Origin of the sequence: Streptomyces rimosus, from assembly GCF_008704655.1 — a bacterium.
In the GTDB taxonomy this organism is placed as follows: Bacteria; Actinomycetota; Actinomycetes; order Streptomycetales; family Streptomycetaceae; genus Streptomyces; species Streptomyces rimosus.
The window spans coordinates 422,086-442,510 of the sequence record NZ_CP023688.1 but is presented as its reverse complement, the minus strand read 5'-3'; the positions used below and the strand labels follow the sequence as shown (position 1 = coordinate 442,510).

At 73.8% G+C, this 20,425-nt stretch carries 1 protein-coding gene and 1 pseudogene; both read left to right on the top strand.

Annotation, left to right across the window (positions count from 1 at the left end; translation table 11 throughout):
• Positions 1-26 precede the first annotated feature (26 nt).
• A pseudogene (locus CP984_RS43095) lies at positions 27-104 on the top strand (polyketide synthase docking domain-containing protein); the annotation flags it as partial.
• Positions 99-20,381, top strand: coding sequence for a type I polyketide synthase (locus CP984_RS01740; protein ID WP_455569390.1), 20,283 nt, complete (start codon positions 99-101; stop codon positions 20,379-20,381). The pseudogene CP984_RS43095 and the gene CP984_RS01740, both read left to right, overlap by 6 nt.
• Positions 20,382-20,425: the final 44 nt, after the last annotated feature.

Genomic DNA, 20,425 nt, shown 5'->3' with positions numbered 1-20,425 from the left:
CATCCCACCGAAAGATTGGCGTCCTGATGTCGAACGAGGAGAAGCTGCGCGAGTACCTCAAGCGCGCGATCGCGGACCTCCACGAGACCCGTCAGCAGTTGGACGAGACCGAGGCGAAGCAGCGCGAGCCCATCGCGATCGTCTCGATGGCCTGCCGCTTCCCCGGCGGCGTCCGGTCCCCGGAAGACCTCTGGGACCTGCTGCGGGACGGCGTCGACGCGATCTCCTCCTTCCCCCGCAACCGCGGCTGGGACCTGGACACGCTCTACCACCCCGAGCCGTCCCACCAGGGCACCACCTACGCCCGTGAGGGCGGGTTCCTGCACGAGGCGGGCGAGTTCGACCCCGGCTTCTTCGGGATCTCCCCGCGCGAGGCGCTGGCCATGGACCCCCAGCAGCGGCTGCTGCTGGAGACCGCGTGGGAAGCCGTCGAACGCGCCGGCATCGACCCGGAATCCCTCGCGGGCAGCAGCACCGGCGTGTTCGTCGGCACCGGCCACGGGGAGTACGACACCGAGGGCGGCCGGCGCGCCGACGAGGTCGGCGGGCACCTGCTGACCGGCAACCACATCAGCATCGCCTCCGGCCGGATCTCCTACGTGCTGGGCCTGGAGGGCCCCGCGCTGACCGTGGACACGGCCTGCTCCTCGTCGCTGGTCGCCCTGCACCTGGCCGCGCATGCGCTGCGGCGCGGCGAGTGCTCCATGGCCCTGGTGGGCGGCGCGACCGTGATGTCCACGCCGAAGATCTTCGTGGAGTTCTCCCGCCAGCGCGGCCTGGCGCCCGACGGCCGCTGCAAGCCGTTTGCGGCCGCCGCCGACGGCACCGGCTGGAGCGAGGGCGTCGGCATGCTGTGCGTCGAGCGGCTGTCGGACGCGGTACGCAACGGCCATCCCGTACTCGCCGTACTGAAGGGCTCGGCCGTCAACCAGGACGGCGCGTCCAACGGCCTGACCGCCCCCAACGGCCCCTCGCAGCAACGCGTCATCCGTCAGGCGCTCACCGGAGCCGGGCTGGCCGCCGCGGACATCGACGCCGTGGAGGCGCACGGCACCGGCACCACCCTCGGCGACCCCGTGGAGGCGCACGCGCTGCTGGCCACGTACGGACAGCAGCGCCCCGCCGACCGGCCCGTGCTGATCGGCGCCATGAAGTCCAACATCGGGCACACCCAGGCCGCCGCCGGTATCGCGGGCGTGATGAAGATGGTCCTGGCGATGCGGCACGGGCAGCTGCCCAGGACCCTGCACCTGGACGAGCCCACCGGGCACGTCGACTGGAGCGAGGGCAACGCCAGACTCCTCGCGGAGCCCGAGCCCTGGCCGAGCGCCGACCGGCCCCGCCGCGCCGCCGTCTCCTCGTTCGGCATCAGCGGCACCAACGCCCACGTCATCCTGGAGCAGGCACCCGCCCAGGACGCCACACCGGCCCCCGAACCGGCCGCCCGGCCGGGCGCGCTGCCCCTGGTCCTGTCCGCCCGCACCGAAGAGGCCCTGCGCGCCCAGGCCGAACGGCTCGGCCGCCACCTGCGGGACCGGGCCGACCTGGAACCGGCCGCGGTCGCACGCGCCCTCGCGAGCAGCCGTACGCTCATGGAGCACCGCGCGGTCGTCGTCGCGGACGACCGGGAAGCGCTGCTCAGCGGCCTGGACGCGCTGGCCGCCGGCCGTACCGCCACCGGCCTGGCCGGCGGCGTCGCCGTCAACGCCCCCACCGCGTTCCTCTTCGCCGGACAGGGCTCGCAGCGCGCCGGCATGGGACGCGAGCTGTACGCGGCGTACCCCGTGTTCGCCGCGGCCTTCGACGCGGTGTGCGCGGAACTCGACCCGCACCTGGACCGGCCGCTGCGCGACATCGTCTTCGCCGGGGAAGGCAGTGACGAGGCCGCCCTGCTGGACCGCACCGCCTACACGCAGACCGCCCTGTTCGCCCTGGAGACCGCCCTGTTCCGGCTGGTCGAATCCTGGGGCATGGCGCCCCGGTTCGTCGCCGGACACTCCATCGGCGAGCTGACCGCCGCCCACGTCAGCGGCGTACTGACCCTCCAGGACGCCGCACGGCTGGTCGCCGCGCGCGGCACCCTGATGCAGGCGCTGCCCGAAGGCGGCGCGATGGTGGCGATCCAGGCCACCGAGGAGGAGATACGAGGCCACCTCGCGGACCGCGAGAACGTGGCCCTGGCAGCCGCCAACGGGCCCGACTCCACCGTCATTTCGGGCGACGAGCAGGCCGTGGCCGAGATCGCGGAGCACTGGGCGGCGCAGGGCCGCCGCACCAAGCGGCTGCGGGTCAGCCACGCCTTCCACTCCCCGCACATGGACGGCATGCTGGAGGAATTCCGGCGCGTCGCGCGCGGCCTGACCTTCCACGCGCCCCGTATCCCCGTCGTGTCCACGGTGACCGGCGCGCTCGCCGCCGAGGAGGACCTGCGCTCGCCCGACTACTGGGTACGGCAGGTCCGCGAAGCGGTGCGCTTCTGCGCCGCGGTCCGCACCCTCGAAGCCGAAGGCGTCACCACGTACGTGGAGATCGGCCCCGGCGGCGTCCTGACGCCCATGGTCCAGGACAGCCTGACCACCCTCGAAGCGCCCGTGCTCGTCCCGCTGCTGCGCACCGGACGCCCCGAGGCGCACGCCCTCACCGAGGCCGTCGCCACCGCCTTCGCGCACGGCGAGCGTGTCGACTGGACCGCCTGCTTGGGCGCGCCCGGCACCTCGCACGTCGACCTGCCCACGTACGCCTTCCAGCGCCAGTGGTACTGGCTGGACCCGGCCGGCCGCGACGAGGAGCAGACGGCCGCCGCCGAAGCGGGCGAGGCCGGCTTCTGGGCGGCCGTCGAACGCGAGGACCTCCAGGAACTCTCGGCCGTCCTGGCCATCGACGGCAGCGAGGCGGACTCCCTCGGCAGCCTCCTGCCCACCCTCTCCTCCTGGCACCGGCAGCGCAGGACGCAGGCCGCCGCGGACCGTTTCAGCTACCGCGTCCACTGGACCCCGCGCACCGCCTCCGGCGGCCCCGCCGCCACCGGCCACTGGCTCGTCGTCCTGCCCGAAGGCGGCACCGACGACCCGTGGACCGCCCGCCTCCTGGACGCGCTGCACGACCTGGGCCTGCACACCGACGTACGCGAACTGCCCGCCGACCACGACCCCGACGCGCCCATCGCCTGGCCCGACACCCCGCTCGACGGCGTGCTCTCCCTCCTGGCCCTGGACGAGCGGCCCCACCCGGACCTGCCCTCCGTGCCCCGCGGCCTGGCCGCCACCACCACACTGCTGCACGCCCTGGAGAGCGCGGGCGTCCAGGCGCCGCTGTGGTGCGCGACCCGCGGCGCCGTCGCCGTCGACCGGCACGACGCGCTCGACAGCCCCGTACAGGCTCAGATCTGGGGCCTGGGCCGGGTGGCCGCCCTGGAAGCGCCGCAGAGCTGGGGCGGCCTCGTCGACCTCCCCGAGAACCTGGACCGGCGCGCCGTCTCCGCGCTGCTGGACGCCCTCGCCTCGGAAGAGGACCAGGTCGCGATCCGCCCGGCCGGGACCTTCGCCCGCCGCCTGGAAAGGATCGCCCCAGGCGGCGACACCGGCGCCCGGTGGAGCATCCACGGCACCGTCCTGGTCACCGGCGGCACCGGCGCCCTCGGCGGCCACCTCGCCCACTGGCTGGCCGACGCCGGGGCCGAACACCTCGTGCTCACCGGCCGCCGCGGCCCGCAGGCCCCCGGCGCCCAGGAACTCGCCGCCGCGCTCACCGACCGGGGCGTCAAGGTCACCCTCGCCGCCTGCGACGCCGCCGACCGCGAAGCGCTGGCGGCCGTCCTCGCGGACATCCCGCCGGAGCTGCCGCTGACCGGCGTCGTGCACGCCGCGGGCGTCCTGGACGACGGTGTACTGGCCGCGCTCACCCCCGAGCGCTTCGAGACCGTACTGCGCCCCAAGGCGCGCGCCGCACAGCACCTGCACGACCTCACCCAGGGCATGGACCTGGACCTCTTCGTCCTGTTCTCCTCGATCGTCGGCGTCCTGGGCAACGCCGGACAGGCCGGCTACGCCGCCGCCAACGCCCACCTGGACGCCCTTGCCGCACACCGCCGCCAACAGGGCCTCCCGGCCACCTCCGTGTCCTGGGGCCCCTGGGCGGGCGAGGGCATGGCCACCGACAGCGACGCGGCCGACCGGCTGAGCCGCGACGGACTGCTGCCCATGGCCGCGGCCCCCGCACTCGCCGCCCTGCGCCAGGCCCTCGCCCAGGACATGACGCACGTGACCGTGGCCGACATCGACTGGAGCGCGTACGCCCCGGCCCTGACCGCCGTCCGCCCCAGCCCCCTCATCGGCGACCTGCCCGAGGCCCGCCGCGCGCTCGGCCCCGCGGACGGCCCGCGCCGGGAACGCTCCCCCCTGCGCGACCGGATCGCCGCCCTGCCGCCCGCCGAGCAGGAACAGGCCCTCGTCACCACGGTCAGGGAAGAAGCCGCGAAGGTCCTCGGACACCCCTCGCCGGACACCGTCGACGTCCAGCGCGCCTTCCGCGAGCAGGGCTTCGACTCGCTGATGTCGGTCGACCTGCGCAACCGGCTCTCCGCCGCCACCGGCCTGCGGCTGCCCGCCACCCTGCTGTACGACCACCCCTCCACCGTCGCGGTCGCCGCGTATCTGCGCTCCGAGGTCCTGGGCGCCGCCGGCCCCGCCACGGTCGTCCAGGCGTCGGCCGCCGCCCTCGACGAACCGGTGGCGATCGTCGGCATGGCCTGCCGCTTCCCCGGCGGGGTGGACTCGCCCGAGGCCCTGTGGCGCCTGCTCGCCGAGGGCGGCGACGCCATCACCCGGATGCCCGCCGACCGGGGCTGGGACCTGGACCGGATCTACCACCCCGACCCCGACCACCAGGGCACCAGCTACACCCGCGACGGCGGCTTCCTGGACGGCGTGGCCGGCTTCGACGCGGACTTCTTCGGCATCTCGCCGCGCGAGGCCCTCACCATGGACCCCCAGCAGCGGCTGCTCCTGGAAACCACCTGGGAAGTCCTGGAACAGGCCGGTATCGACCCGGAGACGCTGCGCGGCAGCAGCACCGGCGTCTTCGCCGGCACCAACACCCAGGACTACGGCACGGTCCTGGACGCGGCCCAGGACGACTCCGGCGGCCACCGGATCACCGGTAACGCGATGAGCGTCGTCTCCGGCCGCGTCTCCTACACCTTCGGCTTCGAAGGACCGGCCGTCACGGTGGACACCGCGTGCTCCTCCTCGCTGGTGGCCCTCCACATGGCGGCCCAGGCGCTGCGCCAGGGCGAGTGCTCCCTCGCGGTCGCGGGCGGTGTGACGGTGATGTCCACCCCGTCCTCCTTCGTGGAGTTCGCCCGGCAGCGGGGACTGTCCCCCGACGGCCGCTGCAAGCCGTTCGCGGCCGCCGCCGACGGCACCGGCTGGAGCGAGGGCGTCGGCCTGCTGCTCGTGGAACGGCTCAGCGACGCCCGCCGCAACGGCCACCAGGTGCTGGCCGTGGTCCGCGGCTCCGCCGTCAACCAGGACGGCGCGTCCAACGGCCTGAGCGCCCCCAGCGGCCCGTCCCAGCAGCGGGTCATCCGCCAGGCTCTGGCCAACGCCCAGCTGGACGCCTCCGAGGTCGACGCCGTGGAGGCGCACGGCACCGGCACCACGCTCGGCGACCCGATCGAGGCCCAGGCGCTCCTCGCCACCTACGGCCAGGGCCGGCCGGCCGAGCAGCCGCTGCTGCTGGGCGCGGTGAAGTCCAACCTCGGACACACCCAGGCCGCCGCCGGTGTGGCGGGCGTGATGAAGATGGTCCTGGCGATGCGGCACGGCGTACTGCCGCGCACCCTCCACCTCGACGAGCCCACCGGGCACGTCGACTGGACCGCGGGCGCCGTCGAACTGCTCGCCGAGAACACCGACTGGCCCGAGACCGGCCGCCCCCGGCGCAGCGCCGTCTCCGCGTTCGGCATCAGCGGCACCAACGCGCACGTGGTCCTGGAGCTGCCCTCGGCCACGGAATCCGAAGCGCCCGGCACCGCTCCCGACGGGCCGGCACCGCTGCTGCTCTCCGCCAAGACCGAGAGCGCCCTGCGCGCCCAGGCGGCCCGCCTGCACGCCCACCTCGGCCGCGAGCCCGCGCCCCGGCTCACGGACACCGCGTGCACGCTGATGACGCACCGCACGGCCTTCCCCCACCGCGCGGCCGTCCGCGCCGACGACCACGGCGCCGCACTGCGCGCCCTGGCCGCACTGGCCGCGGGCGAGCCCGACCCCGCCGTGGCCACCGGCACCGCCCGGACCGGCCCGGACGCCGTCCTCTTCTCGGGCCAGGGCTCACAACGCCTGGGCATGGGACGGGAGTTGTACGACCGCTACCCGGCCTTCACGGAGACGTTCGACGCCGTGTGCGCCGCCCTGGACGAGCACCTGGACCGCCCCTTGCGAGAGGTCGTCTGGGGCGAGGACGCCGAGCTGCTGAACCAGACGGCCTACGCGCAGGCCGCGCTGTTCGCCATCGAGGTGGCCCTCTTCCGGCTCGTGGAGACCTGGGGCGTACGGCCGCAGTACGTGGCCGGGCACTCCGTCGGCGAGATCGCCGCCGCGCATGTCGCCGGGGTGTTCTCGCTGCCCGACGCCTGTGCGCTGGTGGCGGCCCGCGGCCGTCTCATGCAGGCGCTGCCCGCCGGCGGGGCGATGGTGGCGATCCGCGCCACGGAGGAGGAGGTCCTTCCGCAGCTGACGCAAGAGGTGTCGATCGCGGCGATCAACGGCCCGTCGTCGGTTGTGATCTCGGGCGCCGAGGAAGCCGTACTCGCGATCGCGCGGCACTTCGAGGAGGAGGGCCGCAAAACCACCCGCCTCCGGGTCTCGCACGCCTTCCACTCGCCGCTCATGGACCCGATGCTGGAGGAATTCCGGGCCGTCGCCGAGGGCCTTTCCTACGGCGAACCGGAACTGGCCGTCGTATCGAACGTCACCGGCGAACTCGCCACCCCCGACCAGCTGCGCACCCCCGAATACTGGGTGACCCACGTCCGCGCGGCGGTACGGTTCGCCGACGGCGTCCGCGCCCTGCGCGCGCAGGGCGTGACGCGCTTCCTGGAGCTGGGGCCCGACGGCACGCTGTCGGCGATGGCACGCGAGTCGCTGCCGGACGGCGCCGCCGACGGCAGCACTTCCGAGGAGGCCGTTCTCGTCCCCGTCCTGCGCAAGGACCGCGCCGAGGAGACGACGCTCCTGGCGGCGCTGACGGAACTGCACGTACACGGCGCCGGCATCGACTGGTCCGCGTTCCTCTCCGGCCGGGACGCGCACGCCGTCGACCTGCCGACGTACGCCTTCCAGCACCAGCGGTTCTGGCCGACCCCCGACCCGGCCCGTACCGGGGACCTCGGCGCCGCCGGTCTCGCGGCGGCCGGACACCCCCTGCTCAGCGCCGCCCTGGAACTGCCCGACGGCGACGGCCTGCTGTTCACCACGCGCCTGTCGCTCGCCTCCCACCCCTGGCTGGCCGGACACGCCGTCATGGGCGCGGTGCTGCTGCCGGGCACGGCATTCGTCGAACTCGCGATCCGCGCCGCCGACGAGGCGGGCTGCGACCGCGTGGACGAACTGACCCTGGCCACCCCGCTCGTCCTGCCCGAACACGGCGGCGTGCACCTCCAACTGCGCGTGGGCCCCGCCGACGAGACGGGCCGCCGCACGTTCAGCGCGCGCTCCAGGGCGGAGGGCGACGGCGACCACCCGTGGGTGCAGCACGCCACCGGTACACTCTCCACCGGCCCGCAGCCGCCCGCGACCGACATCGACTTCGCCGCGTCCTGGCCGCCCGCCGACGCCGAGCCCGTCGACCTGACCGGCCTCTACCCGGGCCTGGCCGCCCGCGGATTCGACTACGGCCCGCACTTCCAGGGCCTGCGCGCCGCGTGGCGCCGGGGCGACGAGGTCTTCGCCGAGGTCGCCCTGCCCGAGGAGGCCGAGGGCGACGCGCCCGGTTACGGCCTGCACCCGGCGCTGTTCGACGCGGCCCTGCACATCGTCAACGTCGACGGAACGCACGGGCAGGTCGTGCCCTTCTCCTGGGAGGGCGTCTCGCTGCACGCCTCCGGCGCCGCGGCGGTACGGGTGCGGATCACCCGGCACGACGCCGACACGGTCTCCGTGGACGTCGCCGACACCGCGGGCGGGCCCGTCGCCTCCATCGGCGCGCTCGTCGTGCGGGCGGTCTCCGCGGACCAGTGGGAGAGCGGCACCAACACGGTGGGCCGCGACGCGCTGTTCCGGCTCCAGTGGAACCCCGTACGGCTTCCCTCGGCCGGGGCCGGGGAGACCGTCGCGGTGCTCGGTTCCCTCGCGGACTCGTCGTTCGAGCAGTACGCGGACCTGGAGTCCTTGGCGGCGGGCGGTGTACCGGGTGCGGTGCTGATGGTGCCGACGGCCGGGGCCGCGGGGACGGTGGAGTCCGTTCACGCTGTGGCGGCCGAGGCGCTGGGTGTGATCCAGGCGTGGTTGGCGGATGAGCGGTTCGCGGCTTCGCGTCTGGTGTTCGTGACGCGGGGCGCGGTGTCGGGTGCGGATCTCGCGGGTGCGGCGGTGTGGGGTCTGGTGCGGTCGGCGCAGTCGGAGAACCCGGGCCGCTTCGGCCTGATGGATCTGGCGGACGACGCCGATGTGGCGCTGGTGCCGCGAGCACTGGCGACGGATGAGCCGCAGCTGCTCGTACGCGGCGGTGAGGTACTGGCGGCGCGGCTGGCGCGGTCGCAGGCGCAGCAGGCGATGACGTGGGATCCGTCCGGCACGGTTCTGATCACCGGTGGTACGGGTGGTCTGGGCCGCATTGTCGCCCGGCACTTGGTCGCCGAGCATGGAGTACGGAGTCTGCTGCTGGTCAGCCGCAGGGGTCCGGCTGCCGAGGGCGTAGAGGAGCTGGTGGCCGAGCTGCGGGGCCACGGCGCCGAGGCGGTGGTCGAGGCGTGCGATGTCACCGACGCGGCCGCCGTAACCGACCTGATCACGCGGCACGTTCCCACCTCGGTGGTGCATACGGCCGGTGTCCTGGACGACGGCGTGGTGGAGTCGCTGACCCCCGAGCGGCTGGCGTCCGTACTGCGCCCGAAGGTGGACGCGGCCTGGAACCTGCACGAGGCGACCAAGGACCTGGCCCTGGACGCGTTCGTCGTCTTCTCCTCCGTGGCCGGAACGATCGGCAGCGCGGGCCAGGGCAACTACGCGGCCGGTAACACCTTCCTGGACGCGCTGGCCCACCACCGCCGGGCTCAGGGCCTCCCGGCCACGTCGCTCGCATGGGGCCCGTGGTCCCAGGACAGCGGTATGACCGGCACCCTCACCGACGCCGACGTCCAGCGCATCGCCCGTCAGGGCATGCCGCCGCTGTCGGCCGAGGAGGGCGTTGCCCTCTTCGACGCCGCCGTCGGCGGCCCCGAGGCCATGGCACTCCCCGTCCGCCTGGACCTGGCGACCCTGCGCGAGCAGGGCGAGGTGCCCGCGCTGCTGCGCGGCCTGATCAGGACCCGTGCGCGGCGCTCGGTGGTCGCCGGCTCGGCCGCGGTCGCCGGGCTGGTGGAGCGCCTGTCCGGGCTGTCGACGGCGGAGCGGCGCGAGGCGCTGCTCGATGTCGTCCGTACGCAGATCGCGACGGTCCTCGGCCACGCGAGCCCGGAGACGGTCGATCCCGACCGGGCCTTCCAGGAGCTCGGCTTCGACTCCCTGACCGGCGTCGAGCTGCGCAACCGGCTCAACAAGGCGACGGGCATGCGCCTGTCGGCGACCACCGTCTTCGACTACCCCACGGCCGGTACGCTCGTCGACTTCCTGCTGGACGAGCTGTTCAGCGCGCAGACGGCCGCGGACGAGGCACTGCCGGCGCGGATGCCGGCCGCCACGGCCGACGACCCGGTGGTGATCGTCGGGATGAGCTGCCGCTACCCGGGCGGCGTCACCTCGCCCGAGGACCTGTGGCGGCTGGTGTCGGACGGCGTGGACGCCGTCTCGGACTTCCCCGCCGACCGCGGCTGGGACGTGGACGCGCTCTACAACCCCGACCCCGAAGCGCTCGGCACCTCGTACACCCGCTCCGGTGGGTTCCTGCACGAGGCGGGCGACTTCGACCCCGAGTTCTTCGGGATGAGCCCCCGGGAGGCCCTGGCGACGGACGCCCAGCAGCGGCTGCTGCTGGAGACGACCTGGGAGGCCATCGAGCGGGCGGGCATCGACCCGGCCACGCTCCGGGGCAGCCGTACGGGCGTCTTCGCGGGCGTGATGTACACCGACTACAGCGAAATCATGGTCGGCGACCAGTACGAGGGCTACCGGGGCAACGGCAGCGCCGCCAGCATCGCTTCCGGCCGCGTCTCGTACACCTTCGGCTTCGAGGGCCCGGCGGTCACGGTCGACACGGCGTGCTCGTCGTCGCTGGTCGCCCTGCACCTGGCCGCGCAGGCGCTGCGGTCCGGTGAGTGCTCGCTGGCCATGGCGGGCGGTGTGACGGTGATGTCGACACCGACGACGTTCGTGGACTTCTCGCGGCAGCGCGGCCTGTCGGCGGACGGCCGTTGCAAGGCGTTCGCCGAGGCGGCCGACGGCGTCGGCTGGGGCGAGGGCGTCGGCATGCTGGTACTGGAGCGCCTGTCGGACGCGCGCCGCAACGGGCACCGGGTGCTCGCGGTGGTACGGGGTTCCGCGGTGAACCAGGACGGCGCGTCGAACGGTCTGACGGCGCCCAACGGCCCGTCGCAGCAGCGTGTCATCCGGCAGGCGCTGGCCAGCGCGGGCCTGTCCGGGGCGGATGTGGACGCGGTCGAGGGCCACGGTACGGGGACGGCGCTGGGCGACCCGATCGAGGCGCAGGCGCTGCTGGCCACGTACGGCCAGGAGCGGCCCGAGGACCGGCCGCTGCTGCTGGGGTCGGTGAAGTCCAACATCGGCCACTCGCAGGCGGCCGCGGGCGTCGCCGGCGTGATCAAGATGGTGCAGGCCATGCACCACGGCGTGCTCCCGCGGACGCTGCACGTCGACGAGCCCTCGACGCACGTCGAGTGGAGCGCGGGCGCCGTGGAACTGCTGACCTCCGAGGCCCAGTGGCCGCAGGGCGACGGGCCGCGCCGCGCGGGCGTCTCCTCCTTCGGCATCAGCGGGACCAACGCCCACGTCATCCTCGAACAGCCCGAGCCGGTCGCGGCCGACACCGGAACGGACGTCCCGGCGACCGAGCCCGGCGCGACGGCGTGGGTGCTGTCCGGCAGGAACGAGGCCGCGCTGCGCGGCCAGGCAGCACGCCTGCTGCCCCTGGTCACCGGCAACGACACGCTGTCCGCCCGGGACATCGGCCACTCGCTGGTGACCGGACGGTCGACGTTCGCGCGGCGTGCCGTGGTGTGGGGCCAGGACCGCGACGCACTGGTGCGGGCCCTGTCCGCGCTCGCGGCGGGCGAGACCGACCCCGGCCTGGCGGAAGGCCCGGCCGGTGCGGGGAAGACGGCCTTCCTGTTCTCGGGCCAGGGCTCGCAGCGTCTGGGCATGGGCCGGGAACTGCACAGCCGCTACCCGGTGTTCGCGGAAGCCTTCGACGCGGTGTGCGCGGCTCTGGACGAGCACCTGGAGCACCCCCTGCGGGAGGTCGTCTGGGGCGAGGACGCGGAACTGCTGAACCAGACGGCCTACGCGCAGGCCGGGCTGTTCGCCATCGAGGTGGCGCTGTACCGGCTGGCGGAATCGTGGGGCGTCCACGCTGACTTCGTGGCGGGGCATTCGATCGGTGAGATCGCGGCGGCGCATGTCGCCGGGGTGTTCTCGCTGGGCGATGCTTGTGCGCTGGTGGCGGCGCGCGGCCGGCTGATGCAGGCGCTGCCCGCCGGCGGGGCGATGGTGGCGATCCGCGCGACGGAGGCCGAGGTCCTTCCGCAGCTGACGGAAGGCGTGTCGATCGCGGCGATCAACGGCCCGTCGTCGGTCGTGGTCTCGGGCGCCGAGGAAGCCGTACTCGCGATCGCGCGGCACTTCGAGGGCGAGGGCCGTAAGGCCACCCGCCTCCGGGTCTCGCACGCTTTCCACTCGCCGCTCATGGAACCGATGCTGGAGGACTTCCGCTCGGTCGTGGCACGGCTGTCGTTCGGCACGCCGGCGATCCCCGTCGTGTCCAACCTGACGGGCGAACTCACCGAGCCCGACCAGCTCGCCGACGCCGACTACTGGGTCCGGCACGTCCGCGAGGCCGTGCGCTTCGCCGACGGAATCGGGGCGCTGCGGACGGCAGGGGCCACGCGGTTCCTGGAACTCGGCCCGGACAGTGTGCTGACGGCGATGGCCCGCGAGACGGCGTCGGACGAGGCCGTACTCGCCCCCGTCCTGCGCAAGGACCGCCCCGAGGAGACGACGCTGCTGGGCGCCTTGGCGCAGCTGTACGTCCGGGGCGCGAGCGTGAACTGGGCGGTGCTGTTCGCCGGTTCGGGTGCGCGGTGGGTGGATCTGCCGACGTACGCGTTCCAGCACGAGCGGTTCTGGCCTTCGGGCGGGGCGGCGCGTGCGGGCGATGTGCGGTCCGCCGGCCTGGGTTCGGCGGGGCACCCGCTGCTGGGTGCGGCGGTGGAGCTGGCGGGCTCCGGTGGGCTGCTGTTCACCGGTCGGCTGTCGGTCTCGTCGCATCCGTGGCTGGCGGATCATGTGGTGCTGGGCTCCGTCCTGGTTCCCGGTACGGCGCTGGTCGAACTGGTACTGCGAGCGGCCGACGAGGTCGGCTGCGGCCTGCTGGAGGAACTGACCCTGGCCGCGCCCCTGGTGCTGCCTGCCTCGGGCGGCGCGGTCCAGGTGCAGGTCTGGGTCGGTGAGCCCGACGACGACGGGCGCCGACCGGTGTCGGTGCACTCGCGCGAGGGCGAGGCTCCCTGGACGCTGCACGCCGAGGGCGCGGTCACCACCGGAGCCGCAACGGCCTCCTTCGACGCTGCCGTATGGCCTCCGAAGGGCGCGGAGCCGCTGGAGGTGGCGGGCTGCTACGACGCGCTCGCCGACGCCGGGCTCACGTACGGCCCGGCCTTCCAGGGCCTGCGGGCAGCCTGGAAGACGGGCGAGGACATCTACGCCGAGGTGGCGCTCCCCGAGGGCACCGACGGCGACGCCTACGGTCTGCACCCCGCCCTCTTCGACGCCGCGCTGCACGCGGCAGCGCTGGGCGGCGGCGAAGCGGGCGCCGTCCCGTTCTCGTGGACCGGAGTGACCCTGCACGCCACCGGCGCCTCCCACCTCCGCGTCCGTATCCGCGGCGCGTCCGGCACGCTGTCGGTCGCGATCGCGGACACCTCCGGAGCACCGGTCGCCTCCGTGGACTCGTTGGTGATACGTCCGGTCTCGGCCGAGCAACTGCGGACCGCCGACCGCGACGCCCTCTTCACGGTCGAATGGGCCCCCGTCCCGCTCACGGACGAGCGGGTCGAGCCCGGCACCGGCCCGGAGGGCGAGCCGCTGCGCACCTACGCGGACCTGGAGGCCCTGACCGGCGCGGACGTGCCCAAAACCGTCCTGGTCGCGCCGCCCGCCGACACCGCCACCACGGTGGAATCCGTCCACGCGGCGACCGCCTGGGCGCTGGAAATGGTCCAGTCGTGGCTGGCCGACGACCGGTTCGCCACCTCGCGTCTGGTGTTCGTCACCCGCGGGGCGGTCACCGGCGCGGAGCTGGCGGGCGCCGCCGTACGCGGGCTGGTCCGGTCGGCGCAGTCGGAGAACCCGGGCCGCTTCGGCCTGGTGGACCTGGAGGGCGACGCCGATACGACGGTGCTGCCGCAGGCGCTGGCGACCGACGAACCCGACCTGCTGATACGCGGCGGTCAGGTGCTGGCGGCGCGGCTGGTCCGGTCGCAGGCGCAGCAGGCGATGACGTGGGATCCGTCCGGCACGGTGTTGATCACTGGCGGTACGGGTGGCCTGGGCCGGGTTGTCGCCCGGCACCTGGTGGCGGAGCACGGGGTACGGAGTCTGCTGCTGGTCAGCCGCAGGGGTCCGGCTGCCGAGGGCGTAGAGGAGTTGGTGGCCGAGCTGCGGGACCAAGGCGCCGAGGCCGTCGTGGAGGCGTGCGACGTGACCGACGCGGCCGCCGTATCCGACTTGGTGGCGCGTCATGTGCCCGCCGCTGTGGTGCATACGGCCGGTGTCCTGGACGACGGCGTGGTGGAGTCGCTGACTCCCGAGCGGCTCGCAGCCGTACTGCGCCCGAAGGTGGACGCGGCCTGGAACCTGCACGAGGCGACCAAGACCCTCGACCTGAGCGCCTTCGTCGTCTTCTCCTCCGTGGCCGGCACTTTCGGCAGCGCGGGCCAGGCGAACTACGCGGCCGGTAACTCCTTCCTGGACGCGCTGGCCCACCACCGTCGTGCAGCGGGCCTCCCGGCCACGTCCCTGGCATGGGGCCCCTGGGCCCAGGACAGCGGCATGACCGGCACCCTCACCGACGCCGACGTCCAGCGCATCGCCCGCCAGGGCATGCCCCCGCTGTCGGCCGAGGAGGGCGTGGCCCTCTTCGACGCCGCCCTCAGCAGTGCGGAGCCCCTGGCGCTCCCCGTCCGCCTGGACCTTGCGGTCCTACGCGAGCAGGGCGAGGTGCCCCCGCTGCTGCGCTCCCTGATCCGTACGAGGACCCGCCGTACCGGCGCCGTCGCGGCCTCCGGCATCGCGCAGCGCCTGGCCGGGCTGTCCACGGCGGAGCGGCGCGAGGCGCTGCTCGATGTCGTCCGTACGCAGATCGCCACGGTCCTCGGCCACGCGAGCCCGGAGACGGTCGCCCCTGACCGGGCCTTCCAGGACCTCGGATTCGACTCGCTGACCGCGATCGAACTCCGCAACCTGCTGGGCAAGGCCACCGGCCTGCGGCTCCCGGCGACGACCGTGTTCGACTACCCGACGGCCGACGCCCTGGCGAGCCACCTCCTCGACGAGCTGTTCGGCGCGGAGACCGAGACGCCGCTCCCGGTGTCCGCCCTCCCGTCCCTGACGGACGACCCGGTCGTGATCGTCGGCATGAGCTGCCGCTTCCCCGGTGGCGTCGCCTCGCCCGAGGACCTGTGGCACCTGGTCTCCGAAGGGGTGGACGCGGTCTCCGGCTTCCCCACCGACCGCGGCTGGGAGATCGACGACACCTACGACCCCGACCGCGAGGGCGCCATCGCCACCCGCTCCGGCGGCTTCCTCCACGACGCGGCAAACTTCGACCCCGAGTTCTTCGGCATGAGCCCCCGGGAGGCCCTGACCACCGACGCCCAGCAGCGGCTGCTGCTGGAGACCACCTGGGAGGCGCTGGAGCGCGCCGGCATGGACCCGGCCACCCTGCGCGGCAGCCGTACGGGCGTCTTCGCGGGCGTGATGTACCACGACTATGCGTCGCTGCTCGCCGGGCGCGAGTTCGAGGGCTACCAGGGCAGCGGCAGCGCGGGCAGCGTCGCCTCGGGCCGGGTGTCGTACACCTTCGGCTTCGAGGGCCCGGCGGTCACGGTCGACACGGCGTGCTCGTCGTCACTGGTGGCCCTGCACCTGGCGGCGCAGTCGCTGCGCCAGGGGGAGTGCTCGCTCGCGCTCGCGGGCGGTGTGACGGTGATGTCGACGCCGCTGACCTTCGTGGAGTTCACCCGCCAGGGCGGGCTCTCCCCGGACGGCCGCTGCAAGGCGTTCGCCGAGGCGGCTGACGGCGTCGGCTGGGCCGAAGGCGCCGGATTCCTGGTGCTGGAGCGTCTGTCGGACGCGCGCCGCAACGGGCACCAGGTGCTGGCCGTCGTCCGCGGTTCCGCCGTGAACCAGGACGGCGCGTCGAACGGTCTGACGGCGCCCAACGGCCCGTCGCAGCAGCGCGTCATCCGGCAGGCGCTGGCCAGCGCGGGCCTGTCCGCCGCCGATGTCGACGCGGTGGAGGCGCACGGCACCGGCACCACGCTCGGCGACCCGATCGAGGCCCAGGCACTCATGGCCACGTACGGCCAGGAGCGACCGGAGGACCGGCCGCTGTTGCTGGGCTCGGTGAAGTCCAACATCGGCCACTCGCAGGCGGCCGCGGGCGTCGCCGGCGTGGTGAAGATGGTGATGGCCATGCGCCACGGCGTCCTTCCCCGGACGCTGCACGTCGATGAGCCCTCGACGCACGTCGACTGGAGCGCGGGCGCTGTCGAGCTGCTGACCTCCGAGGCCGAGTGGCCGCAGGGTGACGGGCCGCGCCGCGCGGGCGTCTCCTCCTTCGGGATCAGCGGGACGAACGCACACGTGATCCTGGAGCAGCCCGAACCGGTCACGTCCGACACCGAACCGGGCGACGCCGGACCGGATGATGCCGAAAACCGGACGGCCGACTCCGATGCGCCGGTGCCGGTACTCCTGTCCGGCCGGAGCGAGCCGGCGTTGCGCGCCCAGGCGGCACGGCTGCTGTCCCGTCTGGACGGCGAGCCGGGCCCGCGGGTCACGGACGTCGCCTACTCGCTCGCGACCGGCCGCTCGGCGTTCCAGCACCGCGCGGTGGTCCTGGCCGCGGACCGGGAGGAGCTGCTGAGCTCGCTGTCCGCCCTGGCCGAGGGCCGCGGTGAAGCGGCCGTCGTCGCACAGGACCGGGCCCGCTCGGGCAAGCTGGCGTTCCTGTTCTCGGGCCAGGGCTCGCAACGCCTGGGCATGGGCCAGGAGTTGTACGACCGCTACCCGGCCTTCACGGAGGCGTTCGACGCGGTGTGCGCCGCCTTGGACGAGCACCTGGACCGCCCCCTGCGGGAGGTCGTCTGGGGCGAGGACGCGGAACTGCTGAACCAGACCGCGTACACCCAGGCTTCCCTGTTCGCCATCGAGGTGGCCCTGTTCCGCCTGCTGGAGTCGTGGGGCGTACGGCCGGATCAGTTGCTCGGGCACTCCGTCGGCGAGATCGCCGCCGCGCATGTCGCCGGGGTGTTCTCGCTGGGCGATGCCTGTGCGCTGGTGGCGGCCCGTGGTCGCCTCATGCAGGCGCTGCCCGCCGGCGGGGCGATGGTGGCGATCCGCGCTACTGAGGAGGAGATTCTTCCGCATCTGACGGAAGAGGTGTCGATTGCCGCGATCAACGGCCCGTCGTCGGTCGTGGTCTCGGGCGCCGAGGACGCCGTACTCGCAATCGCGCAGCACTTCGAGGCAGACGGTCGCAAAACCACCCGCCTCCGGGTCTCGCACGCCTTCCACTCGCCCCTCATGGAACCGATGCTGGAGGAATTCCGGGCCGTCGCCGACGGCATGACGTACGGAGAGCCACGCATCCCCGTGATCTCCAACGTCACCGGCGAACCCGCCGCCGCGGAACAGCTGTGCTCCGCGCAGTACTGGGTCGGCCACGTCCGCGAGGCCGTACGGTTCGCCGACGGGGTCGGCGCGCTGCACGCGCAGGGCGTCGTGGCCTTCCTGGAGCTCGGCCCCGACGGCGCCCTCTCCGCACTCGCCGCGGAGTCCGCCACGGACGATTCGGTCCTGGCCCCCGTCCTGCGCAAGGACCGGCCCGAGGCATCGGCACTGCTCACGGCCCTGGCCCGACTGCACGCCTGCGGCATGCCGGTCGACTGGTCGGCCGTCTTCGCGGGTTCGGGTGCGCGGTGGGTGGACCTGCCGACATACGCGTTCCAGCACGAGCGGTTCTGGCCTTCGGGCGGGGCGGCGCGTGCGGGCGATGTGCGGTCCGCCGGCCTGGGTTCGGCGGGGCACCCGCTGCTGGGTGCGGCCGTTGAACTGGCAGGTTCCGATGGCCTGCTGTTCACGGGGCGGCTGTCGGTGTCGTCGCATCCGTGGCTGGCGGATCACGTGGTGCTGGGGTCCGTCCTGGTCCCCGGTACGGCGCTGCTCGAACTGGTGCTGCGGGCGGCCGACGAGGTGGACTGCGGTGCGGTGGAGGAGCTGACACTCGCCGCGCCCCTGGTGCTGCCTGCCGCGGGCGGCGCGGTCCAGGTACAGGTAGGGGTCGGCGAACCCGACGACGAAGGTCGCCGCTCGGTGTCGGTGCACTCGCGTGAAGGGGAGGGCCCGTGGACGCTGCACGCCAGTGGCGCCCTGGCCCCGGCCCCCGCCGACACGGTGCCGTTCGATGCCACCGTGTGGCCCCCGCAGGGCGCCGAGCCGCTTGATGTGGCGGGCTGCTACGAGCGGTTCGCGGACGCCGGATTCGAGTACGGCCCGGTGTTCCAGGGCCTGCGCGCGGTCTGGCGGGCGGGCGAGGACATCTACGCGGAGGTGGCGCTCCCCGAGGGCACCGACGGCGACGCCTACGGTCTGCACCCCGCCCTCTTCGACGCCGCGCTGCACGCGTCCCTGGTGAGCGCCGGGGGAGCGGACGAAGGAGCCGTCCCCTTCTCGTGGAACGGAGTGACGCTCCACGCCACCGGCGCTTCCCGGGTGCGGGTACGCATCCGTCCCACCGAGGACGGCAGCTCGATCGCCGTCGCGGACACGGCCGGCGCCCCGGTGGTCTCGGTACGGTCCCTGACCGTGCGCCCGATCACCACCGGGCAGCTCCGGACCGGCGACCGTGACGCCCTCTTCAAGGTCGACTGGACCGGCGTAGCCCTCACGGGCGAGCGCGCGGACTCCCTCGCCCTGCTCGGCAAGGACACCGAAGGCATCCTCGACGGCCTCGCGCTCCAGCCCCGCACGGATCTCGACGACCTCGCGGAGGCAGGCGACCACGACACCGTGCTCGTCCCGCCGATGGCCGGGGGTGCCGGGACGGTGGAGTCCGTTCACGCCGTGGCGGCCGAGGCGCTGGGTGTGATCCAGGCGTGGCTGGCGGATGAGCGGTTCGCGGCTTCGCGTCTGGTGTTCGTGACGCGGGGCGCGGTGTCGGGTGAGGATCTCGCAGGTGCGGCGGTGTGGGGCCTGGTGCGGTCGGCGCAGTCGGAGCACCCGGGCCGCTTCGGCCTGGTGGACGTGGAAGACGACGCCGATGCAGCGCTGATACCGCAGGTATTGGCATCCGACGAGCCGCAACTGCTGATACGCGGCGGCGAGGTGCTGGCGGCGCGCCTGGCCCGTACGGAGGCCCAGCAGCCCCTGGGCTGGGACACCTCCGGCACGGTGTTGATCACCGGTGGTACGGGGGGTCTCGGCCGCATCGTCGCCCGGCACCTGGTGGCGGAGCACGGGGTACGGAGTCTGCTGCTGGTCAGCCGCAGGGGTCCGGCTGCCGAGGGCGCCGAGGAGTTGGTGGCCGAGCTGCGGGACCACGGCGCCGAGGCGGTGGGCGAGGCATGCGACGTAACCGACGCGGCGGCCGTCGCCGACCTCGTTACGCGTCACAAGCCGACCGCTGTGGTGCATACGGCCGGTGTCCTGGACGACGGCGTGGTGGAGTCGCTGACCCCCGAGCGGCTCGCGTCCGTACTGCGCCCGAAGGTCGATGCGGCCTGGAACCTGCACGAGGCGACCAAGGATCTGGTTCTGGACGCGTTCGTGGTGTTCTCCTCCGTGGCCGGCACTTTCGGCAGCGCGGGTCAGGCCAACTACGCGGCCGGTAACGCCTTCTTGGACGCTCTCGCTCACCACCGCCGGACGCAGGGCCTTCCGGCCACGTCGCTCGCGTGGGGCCCGTGGTCCCAGGACAGCGGCATGACCGGCACCCTCACCGACGCCGACGTCCAGCGCATGGCCCGCTCGGGCATGCCGCCGCTGTCGGCCGAGGAAGGCGTGGCGCTGTTCGACGCGGCCCTCGCCAGTGGGGAGCCCGCGACCGTGCCCGCTCGCCTCGACCTGGCGGCCCTGCGCCGGCAGGGCGAGGTGGTCCCGCTGCTGCGCGGCCTGATCAGGACCTCGGGCCGGCGTACGGCGGCGGCCGCGACCGACGGCGACGCCGCGGCCGCCTTCGCCCAGCGGCTGACCGGCCTGTCGGCGGCGGAAGGACGCGAGGTCGTCCTCGATGCCGTACGCGGCCAGGTCGCGGCCGTTCTGGGACACGGCGGGGCCACGGAGATCGATGAGGACCGTGCCTTCCTGGACCTCGGTTTCGACTCCCTCACCGCGGTCGAACTCCGCAACCGGCTGAGTGCCCTCACGGGAATCCGCCTGCCGGCGACGCTGCTGTTCGACTACCCGACGCCGGCGGAACTCGTCGACCACCTCCAGGCCCGCATCGCACCCGAGCCGTCCTTCGGCCCGGAAGCGCTCCTGGGCGAACTCGAAAGGCTGGAGAAGGGCTTCGGTGAACTCGTCATCACCGAGGAGGTGCACGAGCAGATAGCCGGCCGCCTGGAAGTCCTCCGGGCGAAGTGGCAGGCCCTGCGGGACACGGCCCCGGCGGCCGGGCGCGACGGCTCCCCGGCCGACGAGGACTTCGACTTCGAGTCCGCCTCCGACGAGGAGGTCTTCGACCTCCTCGACAACGAACTCGGCCTGAACTGACGGGACGAGCCGAAAGAAACGCCCCCTCCCCGATGTCCGTCGGG